16 protein-coding genes are annotated in these 15,913 nt (G+C 66.4%); 2 read left to right on the forward strand and 14 right to left on the reverse strand.

What is annotated here, in order from left to right; all coding sequences use genetic code 11:
* The 14 genes from AC0SZ7_RS18200 to ccmA all read right to left on the reverse strand — a co-directional run.
* Positions 1–1,304: efflux RND transporter permease subunit (locus tag AC0SZ7_RS18200; RefSeq protein WP_475505871.1), on the reverse strand; the 1,304-nt coding region annotated here is incomplete at its 3' end.
* 20 nt (positions 1,305–1,324) lie between these two features.
* A complete protein-coding gene (locus AC0SZ7_RS18205; protein ID WP_475505872.1) occupies positions 1,325–2,311 on the reverse strand; it encodes a WD40/YVTN/BNR-like repeat-containing protein in 987 nt (328 codons plus the stop codon).
* 392 nt (positions 2,312–2,703) lie between these two features.
* Positions 2,704–4,071, reverse strand: a complete 1,368-nt coding sequence (locus tag AC0SZ7_RS18210; RefSeq protein WP_475505689.1) for a DUF1329 domain-containing protein — start codon at positions 4,069–4,071, stop codon at positions 2,704–2,706.
* A 12-nt stretch (positions 4,072–4,083) separates the two neighbouring features.
* Positions 4,084–6,093: a DUF1302 domain-containing protein gene (locus AC0SZ7_RS18215; protein ID WP_475505690.1), complete on the reverse strand. Its 2,010-nt coding sequence runs from the start codon at positions 6,091–6,093 to the stop codon at positions 4,084–4,086.
* 358 nt (positions 6,094–6,451) lie between these two features.
* Positions 6,452–6,859: a hypothetical protein gene (locus AC0SZ7_RS18220; protein ID WP_475505691.1), complete on the reverse strand. Its 408-nt coding sequence runs from the start codon at positions 6,857–6,859 to the stop codon at positions 6,452–6,454.
* 2 nt (positions 6,860–6,861) lie between these two features.
* Positions 6,862–8,064 carry a c-type cytochrome biogenesis protein CcmI gene (gene ccmI, locus AC0SZ7_RS18225; protein WP_475505692.1) on the reverse strand — a complete coding sequence of 401 codons (1,203 nt, stop codon included), beginning with the start codon at positions 8,062–8,064 and terminating at the stop codon, positions 6,862–6,864.
* Positions 8,061–8,531: a cytochrome c-type biogenesis protein gene (locus AC0SZ7_RS18230; protein WP_475505693.1), complete on the reverse strand. Its 471-nt coding sequence runs from the start codon at positions 8,529–8,531 to the stop codon at positions 8,061–8,063. The genes ccmI and AC0SZ7_RS18230 overlap by 4 nt, the downstream gene beginning before the upstream one ends.
* Complete coding sequence (locus AC0SZ7_RS18235) at positions 8,528–9,064, reverse strand: DsbE family thiol:disulfide interchange protein (RefSeq protein WP_475505694.1); 537 nt, start codon at positions 9,062–9,064, stop codon at positions 8,528–8,530. The genes AC0SZ7_RS18230 and AC0SZ7_RS18235 overlap by 4 nt, the downstream gene beginning before the upstream one ends.
* On the reverse strand, positions 9,061–11,034 hold the full coding sequence (locus AC0SZ7_RS18240) for a heme lyase CcmF/NrfE family subunit (RefSeq protein WP_475505695.1): 1,974 nt from the start codon (positions 11,032–11,034) through the stop codon (positions 9,061–9,063). The genes AC0SZ7_RS18235 and AC0SZ7_RS18240 overlap by 4 nt, the downstream gene beginning before the upstream one ends.
* Before the next feature lie 4 nt (positions 11,035–11,038).
* On the reverse strand, positions 11,039–11,506 hold the full coding sequence (gene ccmE, locus AC0SZ7_RS18245; RefSeq protein WP_475505696.1) for a cytochrome c maturation protein CcmE: 468 nt from the start codon (positions 11,504–11,506) through the stop codon (positions 11,039–11,041).
* Positions 11,503–11,679 (reverse strand): heme exporter protein CcmD, encoded by a 177-nt coding sequence (ccmD, locus tag AC0SZ7_RS18250; protein WP_416423170.1) that lies wholly within the window; start codon positions 11,677–11,679, stop codon positions 11,503–11,505. The genes ccmE and ccmD overlap by 4 nt, the downstream gene beginning before the upstream one ends.
* Complete coding sequence (locus AC0SZ7_RS18255) at positions 11,676–12,434, reverse strand: heme ABC transporter permease (RefSeq protein ID WP_475505697.1); 759 nt, start codon at positions 12,432–12,434, stop codon at positions 11,676–11,678. Before AC0SZ7_RS18255 ends, ccmD begins: the two co-directional genes overlap by 4 nt.
* Before the next feature lie 59 nt (positions 12,435–12,493).
* Entirely contained in the window at positions 12,494–13,165 is a 672-nt protein-coding gene (gene ccmB / locus AC0SZ7_RS18260) for a heme exporter protein CcmB (RefSeq protein WP_475505698.1), read from the reverse strand.
* Entirely contained in the window at positions 13,162–13,794 is a 633-nt protein-coding gene (gene ccmA, locus AC0SZ7_RS18265) for a cytochrome c biogenesis heme-transporting ATPase CcmA (RefSeq protein WP_475505699.1), read from the reverse strand. The genes ccmB and ccmA overlap by 4 nt, the downstream gene beginning before the upstream one ends.
* A 193-nt stretch (positions 13,795–13,987) precedes the next feature.
* On the opposite strand from ccmA, the gene fliK reads away from it, so the two are divergent.
* Positions 13,988–15,547, forward strand: coding sequence for a flagellar hook-length control protein FliK (gene fliK, locus AC0SZ7_RS18270; protein ID WP_475505700.1), 1,560 nt, complete (start codon positions 13,988–13,990; stop codon positions 15,545–15,547).
* Complete coding sequence (locus AC0SZ7_RS18275; protein ID WP_475505701.1) at positions 15,544–15,861, forward strand: EscU/YscU/HrcU family type III secretion system export apparatus switch protein; 318 nt, start codon at positions 15,544–15,546, stop codon at positions 15,859–15,861. The genes fliK and AC0SZ7_RS18275 overlap by 4 nt, the downstream gene beginning before the upstream one ends.
* The last annotated feature ends 52 nt before the right edge of the window (positions 15,862–15,913 follow it).

Consider the following 15,913-nt stretch of genomic DNA (forward strand, 5'->3'; position numbering starts at 1 on the left):
AGGGCGACCAGCGCCAGCGCCACGGAAATCGGCGCCACTTTCGGGCTGGCAAAGTTCGACAGCGCGCGCCAGAACGGGTGCTCGCGCACCGCGTCCTTCTTGCTGCGCTCGATGGCGCGCTTGCTGATGCCCACGTAGGAAATCGCCACCGGCAGCAGGATCAGGTTGGTGAAGACGATCACCGCCACGCCGATCGAGGCGCCGATGGCCAGCTCGCGGATCACGCCAATGTCGATGATCAGCAGGGTGATGAAGCCCACGGCATCGGCCAGGATGGCGATCATGCCCGGCAGGAATAGCTGGCGGAAGGTGCGCCGCGCCGCGGTCAGGGCGTTGTCGGCGTCGCTGGACTGCAGGGCGATACCGTTGATTTTCTGCACGCCATGGGAGATGCCGATGGCGAAGATCAGGAACGGCACCAGCATGGAATACGGGTCCAGGCCGAAACCGAAGGCGTGCATCAGCCCCAGCTGCCAGACCACCGCCACCAGCGTGGTGCTGAGCACGGCGATGGTGCTGCGCAGGCAGTTGGTGAAGAAATACAGCAACACCAGGGTGATGACAAAGGCAACGCCGAAGAACATCACCACCATGATCAGGCCGTCGATAAGGTCACCGACCTTCTTGGCGAAGCCGACGATGTGCACCTTGACGTTGGGGTTCTGCGCCTGGAACTTGTCGCGGATCTTTTCCTCAAGGCTGTGGGAAAACTTCTGGTAGTCCAGGCTCAGCAGCTTGCCCTGGTCGTTGGGGTCGGGGTAGGACTCCAGCAGCGGGATCTCGACGATGCTCGACTTGAAGTCGTTGGCCACCAGCCGCCCCACCTGGCCGGACTTGAGGATGTTGCTGCGCAGCAATTCAAGGCTGTCGGCCGAGCCGTTGTAGCTCTGCGGGATCACCTCGCCGCCGGCAAAACCTTCCTCGGTGACCTCGGTCCAGCGCACGCTGGGGCTCCACAGCGACTTCATGCCCGAGCGGTCGACGCCGGGAATGTAAAAGGCCTCGTCGTTGATCTGCCGCAGGGTCTCCATGTAGTCCTTGTTGAAGATGTCACCGTTCACCGCTTCCACCGAGATGCGCACGGTGTTGCCGAGGTTGGCGAGGTCGTTGCGGTGCTCGATCATGCGCTGGATGAACGGGTGCTTGAGCGGAATCATCTTCTCGAAGCTGGTGGAGGGGCGGATCTGCGTGGCTTGCCAGAACAGGAAAATGCTGGCCAGCAGGCAGAGGATGATCACGGCGGGGCGGTTGTTGAAGATCAGGCGTTCAAGGAACGTGGCCTTGTCCTGGTGGTGGCTGCTCATGGAAATCTGCTCCCGGACGGTCATGGTTGGCCCACCTTCTGAAGGCTGGCCTGTTGCTGGCCGAGGTCGGCGCCGTTGGCCGCGGTCACCCGCACGCCGCCCTGCCCCGCCACCACCAGCGTACCGTTGGCACCGGCCGTGACGGCCGACAGCGACAGGCGATCGGGGCGGTTGAACAGGCTGAAGGTTTTGCCGTCATCCTTGCTGCGCAGCACCGTGCCGCCCTCGCCCACCAGCACCAGGGTGCCGTCGCCCAGGCGCGTGGCACCGGACAGGGCAAACTCCAGCGGGCCGCGCGGGCCTTGCAGCGGCACGTTGGCCCAGGTGTCGCCGAAATCGGTGGAGCGGAACAGGTTGCCCCGCAAGCCATAGATCAGCAGGGTCTGCGGCTCGCCCGTCGGCAGCAGGCCGAACAGTGAGCCCTCGTAGGGCCCCTGGACCTTTTCCCAGCTTTGCCCGCCGTCGCGCGAACGGAACAGGCTGCCCTGTTCACCGACGATAAACAGGCCACCATCCTTCACCGCGGCAATGGCGTTGAAGTGGAACTGGTCGGGGTTGTCGATGCGTTCGCTGACATCCTGCCAGTGCTGGCCACCGTCGGTGGTGGTGAGCAGCGCGCCGTAGGCGCCGATGGCAAAGCCGGTGCTGGTGTCCTTGAACCACAGGTCCAGCAACGGCGCCTGGCGCTTGAGGTCTTCGAATTGCTTGCTCCAGGTGGCGCCGCCGTCGGCCGTGGCGAGGATCTGCGCGTCATGGCCCACGGCCCAGCCGTGCTGGTCGTCGACGAAAAACACCGCGGTCAGCAGCTGGCGGCTGGGGACCTTGGCCTGGGCCCAGGTCCGGCCCTGGTCATCGGAGAACAGAATGTGCCCACGGTCGCCCACGGCCACCAGGCGCTTGCCGGCGCTGACCACGTCCAGCACCAGGCCGCGCACTGCCTTGGCCGAGTCCACCGACCACACCTGCGCGTCTGCGGCGGGTTCGGCCGCCACCGCCGTGCCCGTCATGCCACCTGCCAGCAACCCCACGGCCATCGACAATGCCACCCATGGGCGCCACGCGCCCTTCCCTGTGGCGTGCTTGCCGCCACGCCTGACCGGCTCGCTCATAGCGCACTCCCATTATTGTTATTGGACCCGCCTGGGTTGGGGTTGGCTGGAACCAGCATGCCAGAGCCCCGCGAAAGCTGGTCTATCCTAGCCAGCCATGAAACGGGCTGACAACGCGCGCGGTATCAACTTTCCTGCGCCGGTGGCCCGCGCAGCGCTTCCCCAACCCTAGCAGAAGGCTGCGCAGCTGCAGGCCAGAGCCTTGCGCGACAAACCGCCAGGCGCCGCCAGCCGGTTGCTGCGGGCAAGGCTGAATGTCAGCCCATCATCCGCCGTTATCGGCTACGCCTTCAGCGGGTGCCCATGCGCCGCAGCGCCGCCGGGCTGAAATCCGCCGCCGAAGGTATCGGCCGGCTGAAGTCGACGGTGCTGGCCTCTTCGTTGTCCAGGTGCTGCACGTGGTAGCGCCGGGCTTGCAGGTCATGGAACACGTCCAGGGCCGACCAGGTGGTGGGCAGCTCGTAGAAGTTCTTCAGGTAGGCCATGGACACCCGCCACAGCTCACCGCGACCGTCGTATTGGTCCACCACCGCAGCCTGCCAGCTGTCTTCGTCCAGGTACAGCCGGCGCTTGGCGTACAGGTGCCGCGCGCCGGGCTTGAGCGTGCCCTCCACCACCCACACGCGGTGCAGCTCGTAGCGGGCGAACTCCGGGTTGAGGTGGCCGGGCTTGATCAGGTCGGCGTATTTCACCGAACGCTGACCCAGGCGGTAGTTGTTGTAGGGAATATACAGCTCCTGCTTGCCCACCAGGCGCCAGTCGTAGCGGTCGGGCGAGCCGTTGAACAGGTCGGTGTCGTCGGCGGTGCGCAGGCCGTCGGCGCTGCTGATGGGCGTGTCGTAGGCCAGGCTGGGCGCACGCCGCACACGGCGCTGGCCGGGGTTGTAGATCCAGGCCTGGCGCGGTTCGCGCACCTGGTCCAGGGTCTCGTGCACCAGCACCACGCCGCCGGCCAGGCGCGCCGGGCTGCGGATCTGGTTCAGGTAGTAGAACAGCACGTTGTCGCCAGTGTCGCTGGGCGGCTGCGGGTCGTAGAAACGAAACAGCCCCTGCTGCTCGGCGATGATCGGCACGTAGCTGCCGTTGCGCTGCACCGCCACCTCGGCGGCGCGGCGCTCCACATAGATGCCACGGTAGCGGGCAATGTGGTTCCACAGCGCCTCCACGCCGCTGGCAGGAATGGGGAACGGGATACCGCCCTGGGCGCCGGTGAAGCCATTGCCGTCCGGCGCCAGCACGGCGTTGGCGGCGTTGTGCCGGGTGTTGTCATACAGCCACTGCGGCGCAGCGCCGGTACGCCGGCTCAGGTACACCGGCATGCGGAAGGTGTCGGGGTAGGTCTTGAACAGCGCCAGCTGGCCGGGGCTCAGGTGCTCGCGGTATTGCGCGAGGTTGGCGCTGGTGATGGTGAACATCGGCTTGTCGGCAGGAAACGGGTCGATGTGCGGGTGGCCGGAGCCGGGGTAGCCAGCGGGCGGGGTCACCAGGCCGCCGGTCCAGGCCGGAATGGTGCCGGCGGCGTTGCCGGCCTTCTGCGCGCCCAGCGGGGTCAGGGTCGCGCCCAGTTGCACGCCGCCCTGTGGGTCGGCCGCCAGCACCGGGGTGGCGAAACAGGCGAGCAGCACGGCCACGCCTGGCCATCTCGAAAATGTGAGCATGGTGGTTCTCCCTTAGAACGAATACTTGACGTTGAAACCGACGTTGTCGCGATCGCGCACGGCGTTTTTCTGCCCGCCGCCGTAGAACTCGGTGTACTGCAGCTCGGCTTCCAGGCTGTTCTGGTAGTTGGCCCGAAGCCCCGCCGAATAAGCCTTGCGCCCCTCGATGAAGTTACCGGTGAGGTGCGAGTTGCCGCTGAAGTCGTCCTTGTAGGTGAGGAACGGCGAGACGTTGACGCCGCCCACCAGGTTGTTCCAGGTGCCGATCACCATCAGCGTCGCGCCGTAGGCGTTCGGGGTAACCTGCGCGTCGCGGCCAAAGCCCACGCTGTAGCCGGCGTTGGCGCGGCTGGCGTAGTAGCGGCGGCTGCCGTCGAAGGCGGTGTACTGCAGGCTGCTGCCGCGCAGGTGTTCGGAGGCCACTTCGGCCACGGCGTTGATGCCGTCGAAGCCCCACCGCGGGCCGAAGCTGTAGAGCGTGCCGATGGAGGCGTTGAACATCTGCACCCGCTCGCTGCTCTGCACCTCGTCGCCCAGGCGCACGTGCTTGCCGCCGATGTTCACCGTCTTGCCGTCGGCCAGCGGCCCGGCCTGGGCCAGCAGGTCGCCGACCAGGTCGCTGGTGGAGGCCATGCCGATGGGCATGTTTGGCCGGTAGGTCAGCTCGCCGAACAGTGCAGCCTCGCCCAAACGGGTGTTGAAGCTTGCCCCGAACATGCGGATGTCCTCGGCGAATTCGCGGCGGCCGCGCACCTGGTTGGCGACGTCGAGGGTGGCGACGCCGTTGGCGGCCTGGGCCACTGCAGCGTTGAGCTGGGACGCCACCTGGCCCGTGGGGTCAGCATTGATCATGGCCTGCAGCCGTTCCGGCGCTATCCCCATCTGGGCGGCCATCTGCTGCCGTATCGCCGGAGTGGCAGCCGCCTTTATCTGGGTCAGGTCCAGCCCCTTGTACGCCCCAAGGTCAGCATGGATGGTCGGCTCCTTGCTGTGATAGTTGACGAAGTAGAAGCCGAACTCGGTGTTGTTCAACTGCTCGGCGGTGTAGCGGAACGCCACGCCGAACTGGCCGTCGTTGCGGGCGTTGATGTCGGGGCCGATGCTGGCCGCCTTGAGGTTGCCGTAGCGGTCGATGCCCCCGCCGCCCTGCAGGCCGCCAACGCCCAGCGCGCTAAGCCCTTGATACAGGCCGGTGACCGCGCGCAACGCCGGCACTTCGGCGTAGGCGGTGTGGCCGCCCTTGGCAAACAGGTCGGTCTCGGCGAAGTAGGTGCCCACAGGGTCGATGGCGGTCTCCTTCCAGTTGAACTGGTAGAAAGTTTCCACGGACAGGTTGTCAGTAAGGCCGACGCTGAAATTGAGGGCCTCCACCGGCATCAGCACTTCCTTGAGCTCCGAGCCGGGCAGGCGGAACTTGGCCGCGTCGATGGGGTTGGTGGTGTTCACCCCGCCACGGTAGAAAATGCCCTCGCCCCAGTTGAACACCTGGCGCCCCAGGCGCCCGGACACCGGCTTGCCGGCCAGCTCCCAGTCGCCGCGCACGTAGGCGTCGAGGATTTCCACGTTGCTGCCGGCGTGGTCGCGGGTAGCGCGGCTGAAGAGGCGGTCATCAGGGAAATTCTGGCTGGGCTGCACCGGGCTGTTGTTGTGGTTGTAGTCGGTGTGGCCGTCCATGATGCGGCTGTCATAGAAGCCGGTGGCGCGCAGGAACAACCCGTAGTTTTTATAGGAAGTTTCCAGTTCACTGGTGAACTTGTAGACCGAGGAAACCAGCCCCGGGTCGAAGTTGCGGTTGCCGTCGTTGGCATTGATGTCGTCGTTGCGCTTGTCCCGCCCCTGCACTCGCCACAACTGGCCGTAGGACAAGGTGGTGTCCAGCGAACCGCGCACTTCATCCTCGAGAAAGCTGAACTCCACGGCCTCGGCGGGCACGCAGGCCAGGAACGGCAAAAGCCCCGCCAAGGTGTAGCCGGCACGCGCCGGTGCCAGGCTTGGGGGTACCGCGACTGCATGATTACGCATGGTGATCTCCCTGAAAATCTTATTGTTTTCCGAACCCGCAGGGTCAATCCGTAGGACATTTCCCAAGGTATGAAAAAAAGGCGGGTGCTGACCGGCAGATAAAGGCCAGGGGGCAGAGTGCCAAGGGTGGCGGGGGAGAGAAAGCGCTAATGCGAGGGGGGGATGATTTTCAGGAATACCCTACGCGCCAGGGTAAAACCTCCTACAAAACCAAGGCTTTTCTAGCTGGAACAACGCGGCGCCTGGGGACGCGGCCTTTGGCCGCTGCTACGGGAAGGTGCGTGCCCCGTAGCAGCAACTGTCTTGTGGGAGCTGTCGCCAGGCGGCGTCCGGGGCCAACGCGGAGGCTGGGGGGGTGTTACTGCCCGTGCAGGCGGCCCAGGCCCGGCGGTACGCCGCCGGTGTCGGTGGCCTGCCATGGGCCATCCAGGCTGGTAGCCCAGGTCCAGCCGCCGTTCCAGCGGTAGTAGGTGCGCTGGCGGTAGTAGGTGTCAGCCTGCCCTTCCAGTACATACACGCCCAGCTTCGGCTCCCAGTGGCTGGCCCCGCCCGGTGGCGGCGCGAAGCTGGCCGAGGTGCGCGGCGCAGGCTTGCTGGCCGGGGTACCCGGGGTGACCGGCAACGGCCGCCCAGGTTGCGGTGCAGGCCGGGTCTGCGGCAGCGACGGAATGGTCGGGGCGTTGGGCTGCGGCTGCGGGTGGTGTACCGCGCAGGCGCTCAGGCCGGCTACCAGGGTTAACAGGGAGACACGGGCAATGGCGTGCATGATCAGAGATCCGGGCTGTCGATGGTCAGGTTTTGCGGCGCGGTGGTGCTGCTGGCCAGCGGCTGGCTGCGGCCTACCCACTCACCCTTGGTCGGCTGGCCGGCACGGGAGATGCGCGCGACAAGTTGGACCTCGGGAAAGTTCGACAGTTTCAGCTGCGGCATCATTGCATCGCCATCGCTGAGCTCGACACTGGCAGGCAGGTCGGCGACGGTCAGGCGCTTGACCGCCAGCGGCATCGGCGGCCCGGAGGCAGCGCGGGCGAAGATGAACACACTGTCACCAGGCTGCACCTTGGCCTTCAGCTCGGCGCCCAGGTCGACGTGCACCTTGAGCAGCGCCGCGCCCTTCTCCGCCGGCGCTGCGGCCACGCTGCCACCACCGGCGGTGATCTTGCCGGCAGCACGCTGGATGCCACCTTGCAGGGCAGCGCGGGACGGATCGTCCGCCGGCAGCAGCACCAGCAGGCGCTGCCAGTAGTCCACCGCTTCCTGGTAACGCTGGCCTTCGAAAGCGGCGATGCCGCGCAGGCCCAGGCTGGTGACTTCCTTGGGGTCGGCCTTCAGGGCTTCGTCCGTCAGCGCCTGGATCTCCGGCGACCACTGCTTGTTGCTGGCGAAATATTCCGCCTGGGCCAGCTGGCCCAGCACTTCCGGCTCACGCCCGGCCACCGCCAGGGTGCGCTGGAACAGGCGCGCGGCATCGGCGGGACGGTTCTGCGACATGTAGGTACGGCCGAGGAAGAACAGGCCCTGGGCCGAGTCCGGCTGCGCGGCCACCGCCCGCTCGAGGCGCTGGGTCATCTGCTCCATCGACGTGGGTGGCGTGGCGAACTCGCGGGTCAGTTCCACCTTGTCGCTGGCACCATAATGCAGGTACAGCCCCAGGCCCAGCGCCGGTACCAGCACCGCCGCCAGCAGCGGCAACGGCCGGCCCAGGCGCGACACGCGGGCGCCGTCGGCACCTTCGGTATCGGCCAGCAACTCGCGGGCAGCCTCGGCGCGGCCGGCATCGAGCTGTTCGGCAGTGAGCACGCCTTCAGCCTGTTGCGCCGCCAGTTCGGCGATGCGCTCCTGGTACAGGGCCACGTTCAGGGCAGTACGGTCTTCTTCCTGCTGGGCGCGACGGCCGCGCACCACGGGGATCAGCAAAAAGCCCAGGGCAACCAGCAACAGCAGCCCCACGGCAAGCCAGAAATCAATCATGGGTGGTCTTTATCCAACAAGGTGGCGAGGCGCGCGCGCTCTTCGGGGGACAGTTCGGGTTCGGCAGCGGTGCCGGTGGCGCGGCGGCGACGGACGATCAGCAGGATCACGCCCACGCCACCCACCAGCAATGCACCGGGGCCGAACCACAGCAGCCAGGTGCGCGCGGTGAGCGCTGGCTTGTAGCGCACGAACTCGCCGTAGCGGTCGACCATGAAGTCGATGATCTGCTGGTTGTCCTTGCCCTCGCCCAGCATGCGGAAGATTTCCCGGCGCAGGTCGGCGGCGATGGGCGCGTTGGAGTCGGCGATGTCCTGATTCTGGCATTTCGGGCAGCGCAGTTCCTGGGTCAACTCGCGGTAACGGTCGCGCTCGGCGTCGTTGGCGAACTGGTACGTGTCGATGGCCGCCTGGGCCAAGCCCGCCAGGCCCAGCACCAGGCCTGCGGCTGCCAGCCAGCGCTTCATGGGCGGGCCTCGTCGACCAGGCCCTGGTACTCGCTGGCCAGCTGTTCGCGCCACACCGTGTCGTCGATCACGCCCACGTGCTTGTAGCGGATCACGCCCTTGGCATCGATGAGGAAGGTTTCCGGCGCGCCGTACACGCCCAGGTTCAGGCCCAGGCCGCCCTGCTCGTCATTGATGTTGATCTGGTAGGGGTTGTGGAAGTCCTGCAGCCATTTCAGCGCGGCGGCGTTGTCATCCTTGTAGTTGACCCCGTAGATCACCACGCCCTGCTGGGCCAGCTTGGTCAGCACCGGGTGCTCGACCCGGCAGGAAATGCACCAGGTGCCCCACACGTTGACCAGCGCCGGCTTGCCTTTCAGATCAGCCTCGGTCAGCGGCTTGCCATCCTGTACAGATGGCAGCGCGAACGCCGGGAACGGCTTGCCGATCATGGCCGACGGTAGCTCCGAGGGGTCCAGGTACAGGCCGCGGTAAAGGAACACCGCCACCACCAGAAACAGTGCCAGGGGCACCAACAACATCCAACGCTTCATGCGGCCGCTCCATCCAGACCCAATACATCACGCACCTTGGCGCGTACTTTCACCCGATAACGCCGGTCCGTGGCCGCCAGCGCGCCACCCAGGGCGGTCAGCAGGCCGCCGAACCAGATCCACCGCACGAACGGCTTGACGTGCACGCGCACCGCCCAGGCACCGTTTTCCAGCGGTTCACCCAGGGCCACGTACAGGTCACGGGTGAACCCTGCGTCGATGCCGGCTTCGGTCATCATCGATTGCTGCACGGTGTACAGGCGTTTTTCCGGGTGCAGCACGGTCACGTCCTTGCCGTCCTTGCTGACGCGCAGGGTGCCGCGGTCGGCGGTGAAGTTCGGCCCGCGGTAATGCTGCGCGCCGTCGAAAATGAAGTGGTAGCCGGCCAGGTCCACCGCGTCACCCGGCGCCATGCGCAGGTCGCGCTGGGCGCTGTGGCTGCTGGACAGCACCACGCCCAGGGCGCACACGGCAATGCCCAGGTGCGCCACGTGCATGCCCCAGTAGCTGCGGGTCAGGCTGCGGGCGCCGTTCACCAGGCCCTTGTGGCGGGTCTTGTCGAACAGGTCGCGCACGCCGGCCAGCAGCACCCAGGCTGCCAGGGCGAAGACGGTGAGAATGGCCCAGTCGAAGTTGTCCACCAGCAGGCCGCCGATCGGCGCCAGCACCGCCGCGCCAATCAGCACCGGGGTGAGCATGCCGCGCAGCCACTGCAGCGGCGTGTCCTTCCAGCGCACCAGCACACCCACCGCCATCACCACCATCAGGATGGCCATCAGCGGCACGAACAGCGCGTTGAAGTACGGCGGGCCCACCGACAGCTTGGCGCCGCTGATGGCGTCGAGCACCAGCGGGTACAGAGTGCCCAGCAGAATCATCGAGGCTGCCACCACCAGCACCAGGTTATTGCCCAGCAGCAGCGTCTCGCGCGACCACAGGCCAAAGCCCACGTGGCTCTTGACCACCGGCGCACGCACCGCGAACAGGGTCAGCGAGCCGCCGACCACGCACAGCAGGAAGATCAGGATGAACACCCCGCGCGCCGGGTCCGAGGCGAACGCATGCACCGAAGTCAGCACGCCGGAACGCACCAGGAAGGTCCCCAGCAGGCTCAGCGAGAACGCGGCGATGGCCAGCAGCACGGTCCAGCTCTTGAACACGCCACGTTTCTCGGTGACCGCCAGCGAGTGAATCAGCGCGGTGCCCACCAGCCACGGCATGAACGAGGCGTTTTCCACCGGGTCCCAGAACCACCAGCCACCCCAGCCCAATTCGTAGTAGGCCCACCAGGAGCCCAGGGTGATACCGAAGCCCAGGAAGCTCCAGGCAACGATGGTCCACGGCCGCGACCAGCGCGCCCAGGCGGCGTCCAGGCGGCCACCGAGCAAGGCGGCGATGGCGAAGGCAAAGGCCACCGAGAAGCCCACGTACCCCATGTACAGCATGGGCGGGTGAATGATCAGGCCCGGGTCCTGCAGCAGCGGGTTGAGGTCGGCGCCATTGGCCGGCACTTGCGGCAGGATGCGCGCGAACGGGTTGGAGGTAAGGATAAGGAACAGCAGGAAACCGGTGCTGATCATGCCCATCACCGCCAGCACCCGCGCCAGCATCACCTGCGGCAACTGGCGCGAGAACACCGACACGGCGAAGGTCCAGCCGCCCAGGATCAGCGCCCACAGCAGCAGCGAGCCTTCATGGGCGCCCCACACGGCGCTGAACTTGTAATACCAGGGCAAGGCGCTGTTGGAGTTATTGGCGACATAGCCCACGGAAAAATCGTCGGTCATGAAGCTGTAGGTCAGGCTGCCAAAGGCGAACGCCAGGAAGAAGAACTGCCCCCAGGCCGCCGGCTGGGCCAGGCCCATCCATTGGCGGTCGCCGCGCCAGGCGCCGAACAGGGGAACGGTGGCCTGCACCAGGGCAAAGCACAGGGCCAGAATCATGGCCAGGTGGCCGAGTTCGGGAATCATCGTCTCAACCTTCCTTGCCGGGTTGCGCCGGGGCGCCAGAGGCGGACTGGCCGCTGTCCTTGAGCGCCTTGGTGACTTCAGGCGGCATGTATTTCTCGTCGTGCTTGGCCAGGATCTGGTCGGCTACCACCACGCCATTGGCGTCCAGCTTGCCCAGGGCGACGATGCCCTGCCCTTCGCGGAACAGGTCCGGGAGGATGCCGCGGTAGGTGATGGTGACGTTCTTGTTGAAGTCGGTGACCACGAAGCGCACGTCCAGTGAATCGGCAGAGCGCACCAGCGAGCCCTTCTCGACCATGCCACCGGCGCGGATGCGGGTGTCCTGGGGAGCCTCGCCGTTGGCGATCTGGGTGGGGGTGTAGAACAGGTTGATGTTCTGTTGCAGCGCGCTCAGCGCCAGGCCCACGGCCACGCCCAGGCCCACCAGCAGGCCGACGATGATCAACAGACGTTTCTTGCGCAGCGGATTCACTTGCCTTTCTCCCGGCGCAGACGGCGCGCCTCTTCCTGCAAATAGCGGCGGCGCGCCAGCAACGGCGCGGCGACGTTGTTGGCCAGCACCACCAGGCAGATGCCGTAGGCCGACCACACATAGGCACCATGATGGCCCATGGCGAGAAAATCGCCGAATGAAGCGAAATTCATACGCGACCCTCCAGCGCCTGCGCCACTTCGGCCTTGGCCCAACTGCTGCGCGCCTCGCGCTTGAGCACTTCCAGGCGCATGCGCAGCAACAGCACGGCGCCGAAGAAGCAGTAGAAACCCAGGGCAGTGAACAACAGCGGCAGCCACATTTGCGCCGGCATGGCCGGTTTCTCGGTGAGGCTGAAGGTGGTGCCCTGGTGCAGGGTGCTCCACCACTGCACCGAGTACTTGATGATCGGGATATTGACCACGCCCACCAGCGCCAGCACCGCGCAGGCCTTGGCGGCGCTGTCGCGGTTGGTGATGGCGTGGCCCAGGACAATCAGGCCCACGTAAAGGAACAGCAGGATCAGCATGGACGTGAGGCGCGCGTCCCACACCCAGAACGTGCCCCAGGTGGGCTTGCCCCAGATGGAACCGGTGAGCAGCGCCAAGGCCGTCATCCAGGCACCGATGCGCGCGCCGCATTGCAGGGCGATATCGGCGATTTTCATCTTCCACACCAGCCCCACAAGGCCTGCGACGGCGATCATCACGTAGCACGACTGCGCCAGCATGGCCGCCGGCACATGGATATAGATGATGCGGAAGCTGTTGCCCTGCTGGTAGTCAGGCGGCGCGAAGGCCAGGCCCCAGACCACGCCGATGGTCAGCAACAACGCCGCGGCGATGCTCAACCAGGGCAGCAGGCGCCCACTGATCCCGTAGAACCATTTGGGCGAGCCGAGTTTGTGAAACCAAGTCCAACTGATCACGCTGCTATTCATCACGGTGCATCCTGGATCTTTGCCGGCCCTCATGGGGGCTGGCATCATTATTCGCCGACGCTGATCTTCAGGCCAGCGGCTATCGCAAAGGGTGTGAGGGTGACAGCGAGGGCTGTCAGGCTACCCAGCCAAAGCAGGTAGCCGGCGGTCGGCATGCCTTGCAGGGCCGCCTGCAGGGCGCCGCTGCCGAGAATCAGTACCGGTATGTATAAAGGCAGAATCACCAGCGCCAGCAACAGCCCGCCACGCTTGAGCCCCACCGTCAGCGCGGCGCCCACCGCGCCCAGCAGGCTGAGCACCGGGGTGCCCAGCAGCAGCGACGCCAGCAGCACCGGCAGGCATTCCACCGGCAGGCCCAGCATCAGCGCCAGCAACGGCGACAACAGCACCAGCGACAACCCGGAAAACACCCAGTGGGCCAACACCTTGGCCAGCACCAGCAGCGGCAACGGGTGCGGCGACAGCACCCATTGCTCCAGGGAGCCGTCTTCGAAGTCGCTGCGAAACAGGCCGTCCAATGACAGTAGCACTGCCAGCAGCGCCGCAACCCAGACCAGGCCCGGCGACAGCGTGCGTAGCAGTTGCGCCTCCGGCCCTACCGCCAGGGGAAACAGGGCGATGACGATGGCAAAGAATACCAGCGGATTGATCAGCTCGGCAGGCCGGCGGACCAGCAGCCGCGCCTCGCGCTTGAGCAGTTGCAGGAACACGCCGCTCATGCTGCCCACCGCCCCAGGTCCAGTTCCCGGTAGCCGGACGGCATCACCGCCAGGCTGTGGTGGGTAGTGAGTATGACCATGCCGCCGCTTTCACAGTGGGCGGCCAGGTGTGCTTCCAGCTGGGCCACGCCGTGCTTGTCGAGGGCGGTGAAGGGTTCGTCGAGAATCCACAGCGGCGGCGCCGGCAGGTACAGCCGCGCCAACGCCACGCGGCGCTGCTGGCCGGCCGACAAGGTATGGCACGGCACGTCTTCGAAACCGTGCAGGCCCACCGCGGCCAGGGCTTCCCAGATGGCCTCGCGCGACGCTGGCTCGTGCAGGGCGCACAGCCAGGTCAGGTTTTCCTCGGCGCTGAGCACGTCCTTGATGCCGGCGGCGTGGCCGATCCACAGCAGAATCCGCGCCAGCGCCGCACCCTGCCCGGCCAATGGCTTGCCGCCCAGCAGCACCTGGCCGGCAGTAGGTTGCATCAAACCGGCAAGCAGGCGCAGCAGGCTGGTCTTGCCGCTGCCGTTGGGCCCACTGACCTGCAGCATGTCGCCGGGGCTGACAGCCAGCTCCAGATGCTCGAACAGCATCCGCCAGTCACGCTCGCACGCCAGGGCCTGGGCTTGGAGATGAGGAATCAAACGAAGACCTTATCAATCGGATGAAGGGTACAGGCGCCGTTCAAGTGCGCGCCGCCGTTGCCGTTAAACTGGCATCGGCGTACTTTTTGCAAGCGCTCGAGGTGCACTGTATACAAGCTTTGAAAAAGTTGGTGCCGCATTATACATATCGCCCCCCACTGCCATCATGGCAATTTCCACAGGCCAGGCCTACATGACTGATATCACCAGCCTCCCCACTCAACTGCCGTCGGCCAGCGCGCTGCGCGCCAGCGTCAGCAGCGGTGACGTGCTGAAGCTGCTGACGTCGCTGGACGGCCTGATGGACGTGGGCGACAGCGCCAGCGGCCAGGTGCTGTCGAGCAAGGGCGGCGCTGGCCAGCCGTTCCAGGTGGTGCTGTCGCTGGTCACTGCCAGCGGCGACAAGGCCACGGTGCAAGCCACCAGCCAGCAGCCGTTGGCCCAGGGCACCCAGGTGACGGTCACGCAGCTGGCTTCGGGCAACCTGGCGGTCACGGTGCAGCAGGCCAAGGCCAACAGCGTCAGCACCCTGACCCAACTCGACACCGGCCAACTGCCGGTGGGCACCCTGGTGCAGGGCAAGGTGCTGAGCAGCCAGTTCCAGCCGCAGACCGCCAATTACCGCTCGCTGGTGACCCTGCTCAACACCGCCATGGCCGGCAGCACCCTGGAAATCGACAGCCCCGGGCCGCTGCGCCTGGGCAGCCTGCTCAGCGCCCAGGTGCAGGGCAGCCAGAGCTTGAGCTTCCTGCCCCTGGGCGGGCGGCTGGAGCAGCTGGCGGTCAACCAACAACTGCAAACCCAGCAAAGCCGCCAGGGCTCGCTGGAAGGCTTGCTGGCAGCGCTGCAGAACCTGGGCGACAGCAGCGAGGTGGGCGATGACCTGCGCGCCAGCGCCAACCGCCTGCTGGCCAGCCTGCCGGACGTGCGCCAGCTGACCGACGCCCGCGGCGTGGCGCAGGCGCTGAACGCCAGCGGGCTGTTCCTGGAGGCGCAGCTGTTGACCCCGCAAAACGGCGCGCTGCCCGACGATTTGAAAAGCAGCCTGCTGCGCCTGGTGGCGCAGATCCTGCCCAACCTGCCCGGCAACGCCCCGTTCAACCCGGCCGACGCCGCCAAGGCACTGGCCAACGCGCTGCCCGGCTACGTGCGCAGCGCCCTGGGCACCCTGGGGCAGATCGGTGAAAAACCGGCCGCCAACAGCTTTCCCCTGCCCTCGCGCCTGCTGGGCAACTCCGACGGTGAAAATGACCTGCAGACCCTGCTGCGGCTGGCCTCGGCTGCCGTGTCGCGGCTGCAGAGCCATCAGCTGTCGAGCCTGGAACAGAGCGGCATGAGTGATGACGGCAAGGTACTGACCACCTGGCAACTGGAAATCCCCATGCGCAACCAGCAGGACATCGTGCCGTTGCAGGTACGCGTGCAGCGCGAGGACGAACCCCAGGAGCAGGCCGCGCAACCCCAGGAGCCGCGCGAAACCAAGGACCGCCTGTGGCGCGTGGACCTGGCCTTCGACCTCGACCCGCTGGGCCCGCTGCAAATTCAGGCGCAGCTGCTGCGCGGCAGCCTCAGCGGCCAGCTGTGGGCACAGTGGCCCGCCACCGCGCGCCTGATCGACAGCCAACTGGGCGACCTGCGCCAGCGCCTGCTGGCGTCGGGGCTTGAGGTCAGCGACCTGCAATGCCACCAGGGCACGCCGCCCCAGGGTGCGCGCACACAACTTGAACAACGCTGGGTGGATGAAACCGCATGAGCGCCAATGCCCCCCGTCAGGCCATTGCCCTGACCTACGACGGCCAACAAGCGCCGACCCTCACGGCCAAGGGCGACGACGAACTGGCCGAGGCCATTCTTGCCATTGCGCGGGAACATGAAGTGCCGATCTACGAGAACGCCGAGCTGGTCAAGCTGCTGGCGCGCCTGGAGCTGGGCGACAGCATCCCCGAGGCGCTGTACCGCACCATTGCCGAAATCATCGCGTTCGCCTGGAACCTGAAGGGTAAATACCCCCAGGGGTTCGACCCCAACCCGGCGCCGGTGGAGCGCGATATCACCCCACCCTCATGACGCGCCCCTTGTGGGAGCTGGCTTGCCAGCGAGTTGTGGGGGCCCGAAAAAC

This window comes from Pseudomonas sp. JC1203 (genome assembly GCF_056175065.1).

Bases quoted from the DNA above. Each gene is read 5' to 3' on its own strand.
- AC0SZ7_RS18205 (WP_475505872.1), bottom strand. From the start codon at position 2,311: ATGACGGGCACGGCGGTGGCGGCCGAACCCGCCGCAGACGCGCAGGTG.
- AC0SZ7_RS18210 (WP_475505689.1), bottom strand. From the start codon at position 4,071: ATGCTCACATTTTCGAGATGGCCAGGCGTGGCCGTGCTGCTCGCCTGT.
- AC0SZ7_RS18215 (WP_475505690.1), bottom strand. From the start codon at position 6,093: ATGCGTAATCATGCAGTCGCGGTACCCCCAAGCCTGGCACCGGCGCGT.
- AC0SZ7_RS18220 (WP_475505691.1), bottom strand. From the start codon at position 6,859: ATGCACGCCATTGCCCGTGTCTCCCTGTTAACCCTGGTAGCCGGCCTG.
- ccmI (WP_475505692.1), bottom strand. From the start codon at position 8,064: ATGATTGATTTCTGGCTTGCCGTGGGGCTGCTGTTGCTGGTTGCCCTG.
- AC0SZ7_RS18230 (WP_475505693.1), bottom strand. From the start codon at position 8,531: ATGAAGCGCTGGCTGGCAGCCGCAGGCCTGGTGCTGGGCCTGGCGGGC.
- AC0SZ7_RS18235 (WP_475505694.1), bottom strand. From the start codon at position 9,064: ATGAAGCGTTGGATGTTGTTGGTGCCCCTGGCACTGTTTCTGGTGGTG.
- AC0SZ7_RS18240 (WP_475505695.1), bottom strand. From the start codon at position 11,034: ATGATTCCCGAACTCGGCCACCTGGCCATGATTCTGGCCCTGTGCTTT.
- ccmD (WP_416423170.1), bottom strand. From the start codon at position 11,679: ATGAATTTCGCTTCATTCGGCGATTTTCTCGCCATGGGCCATCATGGT.
- ccmB (WP_475505698.1), bottom strand. From the start codon at position 13,165: ATGAGCGGCGTGTTCCTGCAACTGCTCAAGCGCGAGGCGCGGCTGCTG.
- fliK (WP_475505700.1), top strand. From the start codon at position 13,988: ATGACTGATATCACCAGCCTCCCCACTCAACTGCCGTCGGCCAGCGCG.
- AC0SZ7_RS18275 (WP_475505701.1), top strand. From the start codon at position 15,544: ATGAGCGCCAATGCCCCCCGTCAGGCCATTGCCCTGACCTACGACGGC.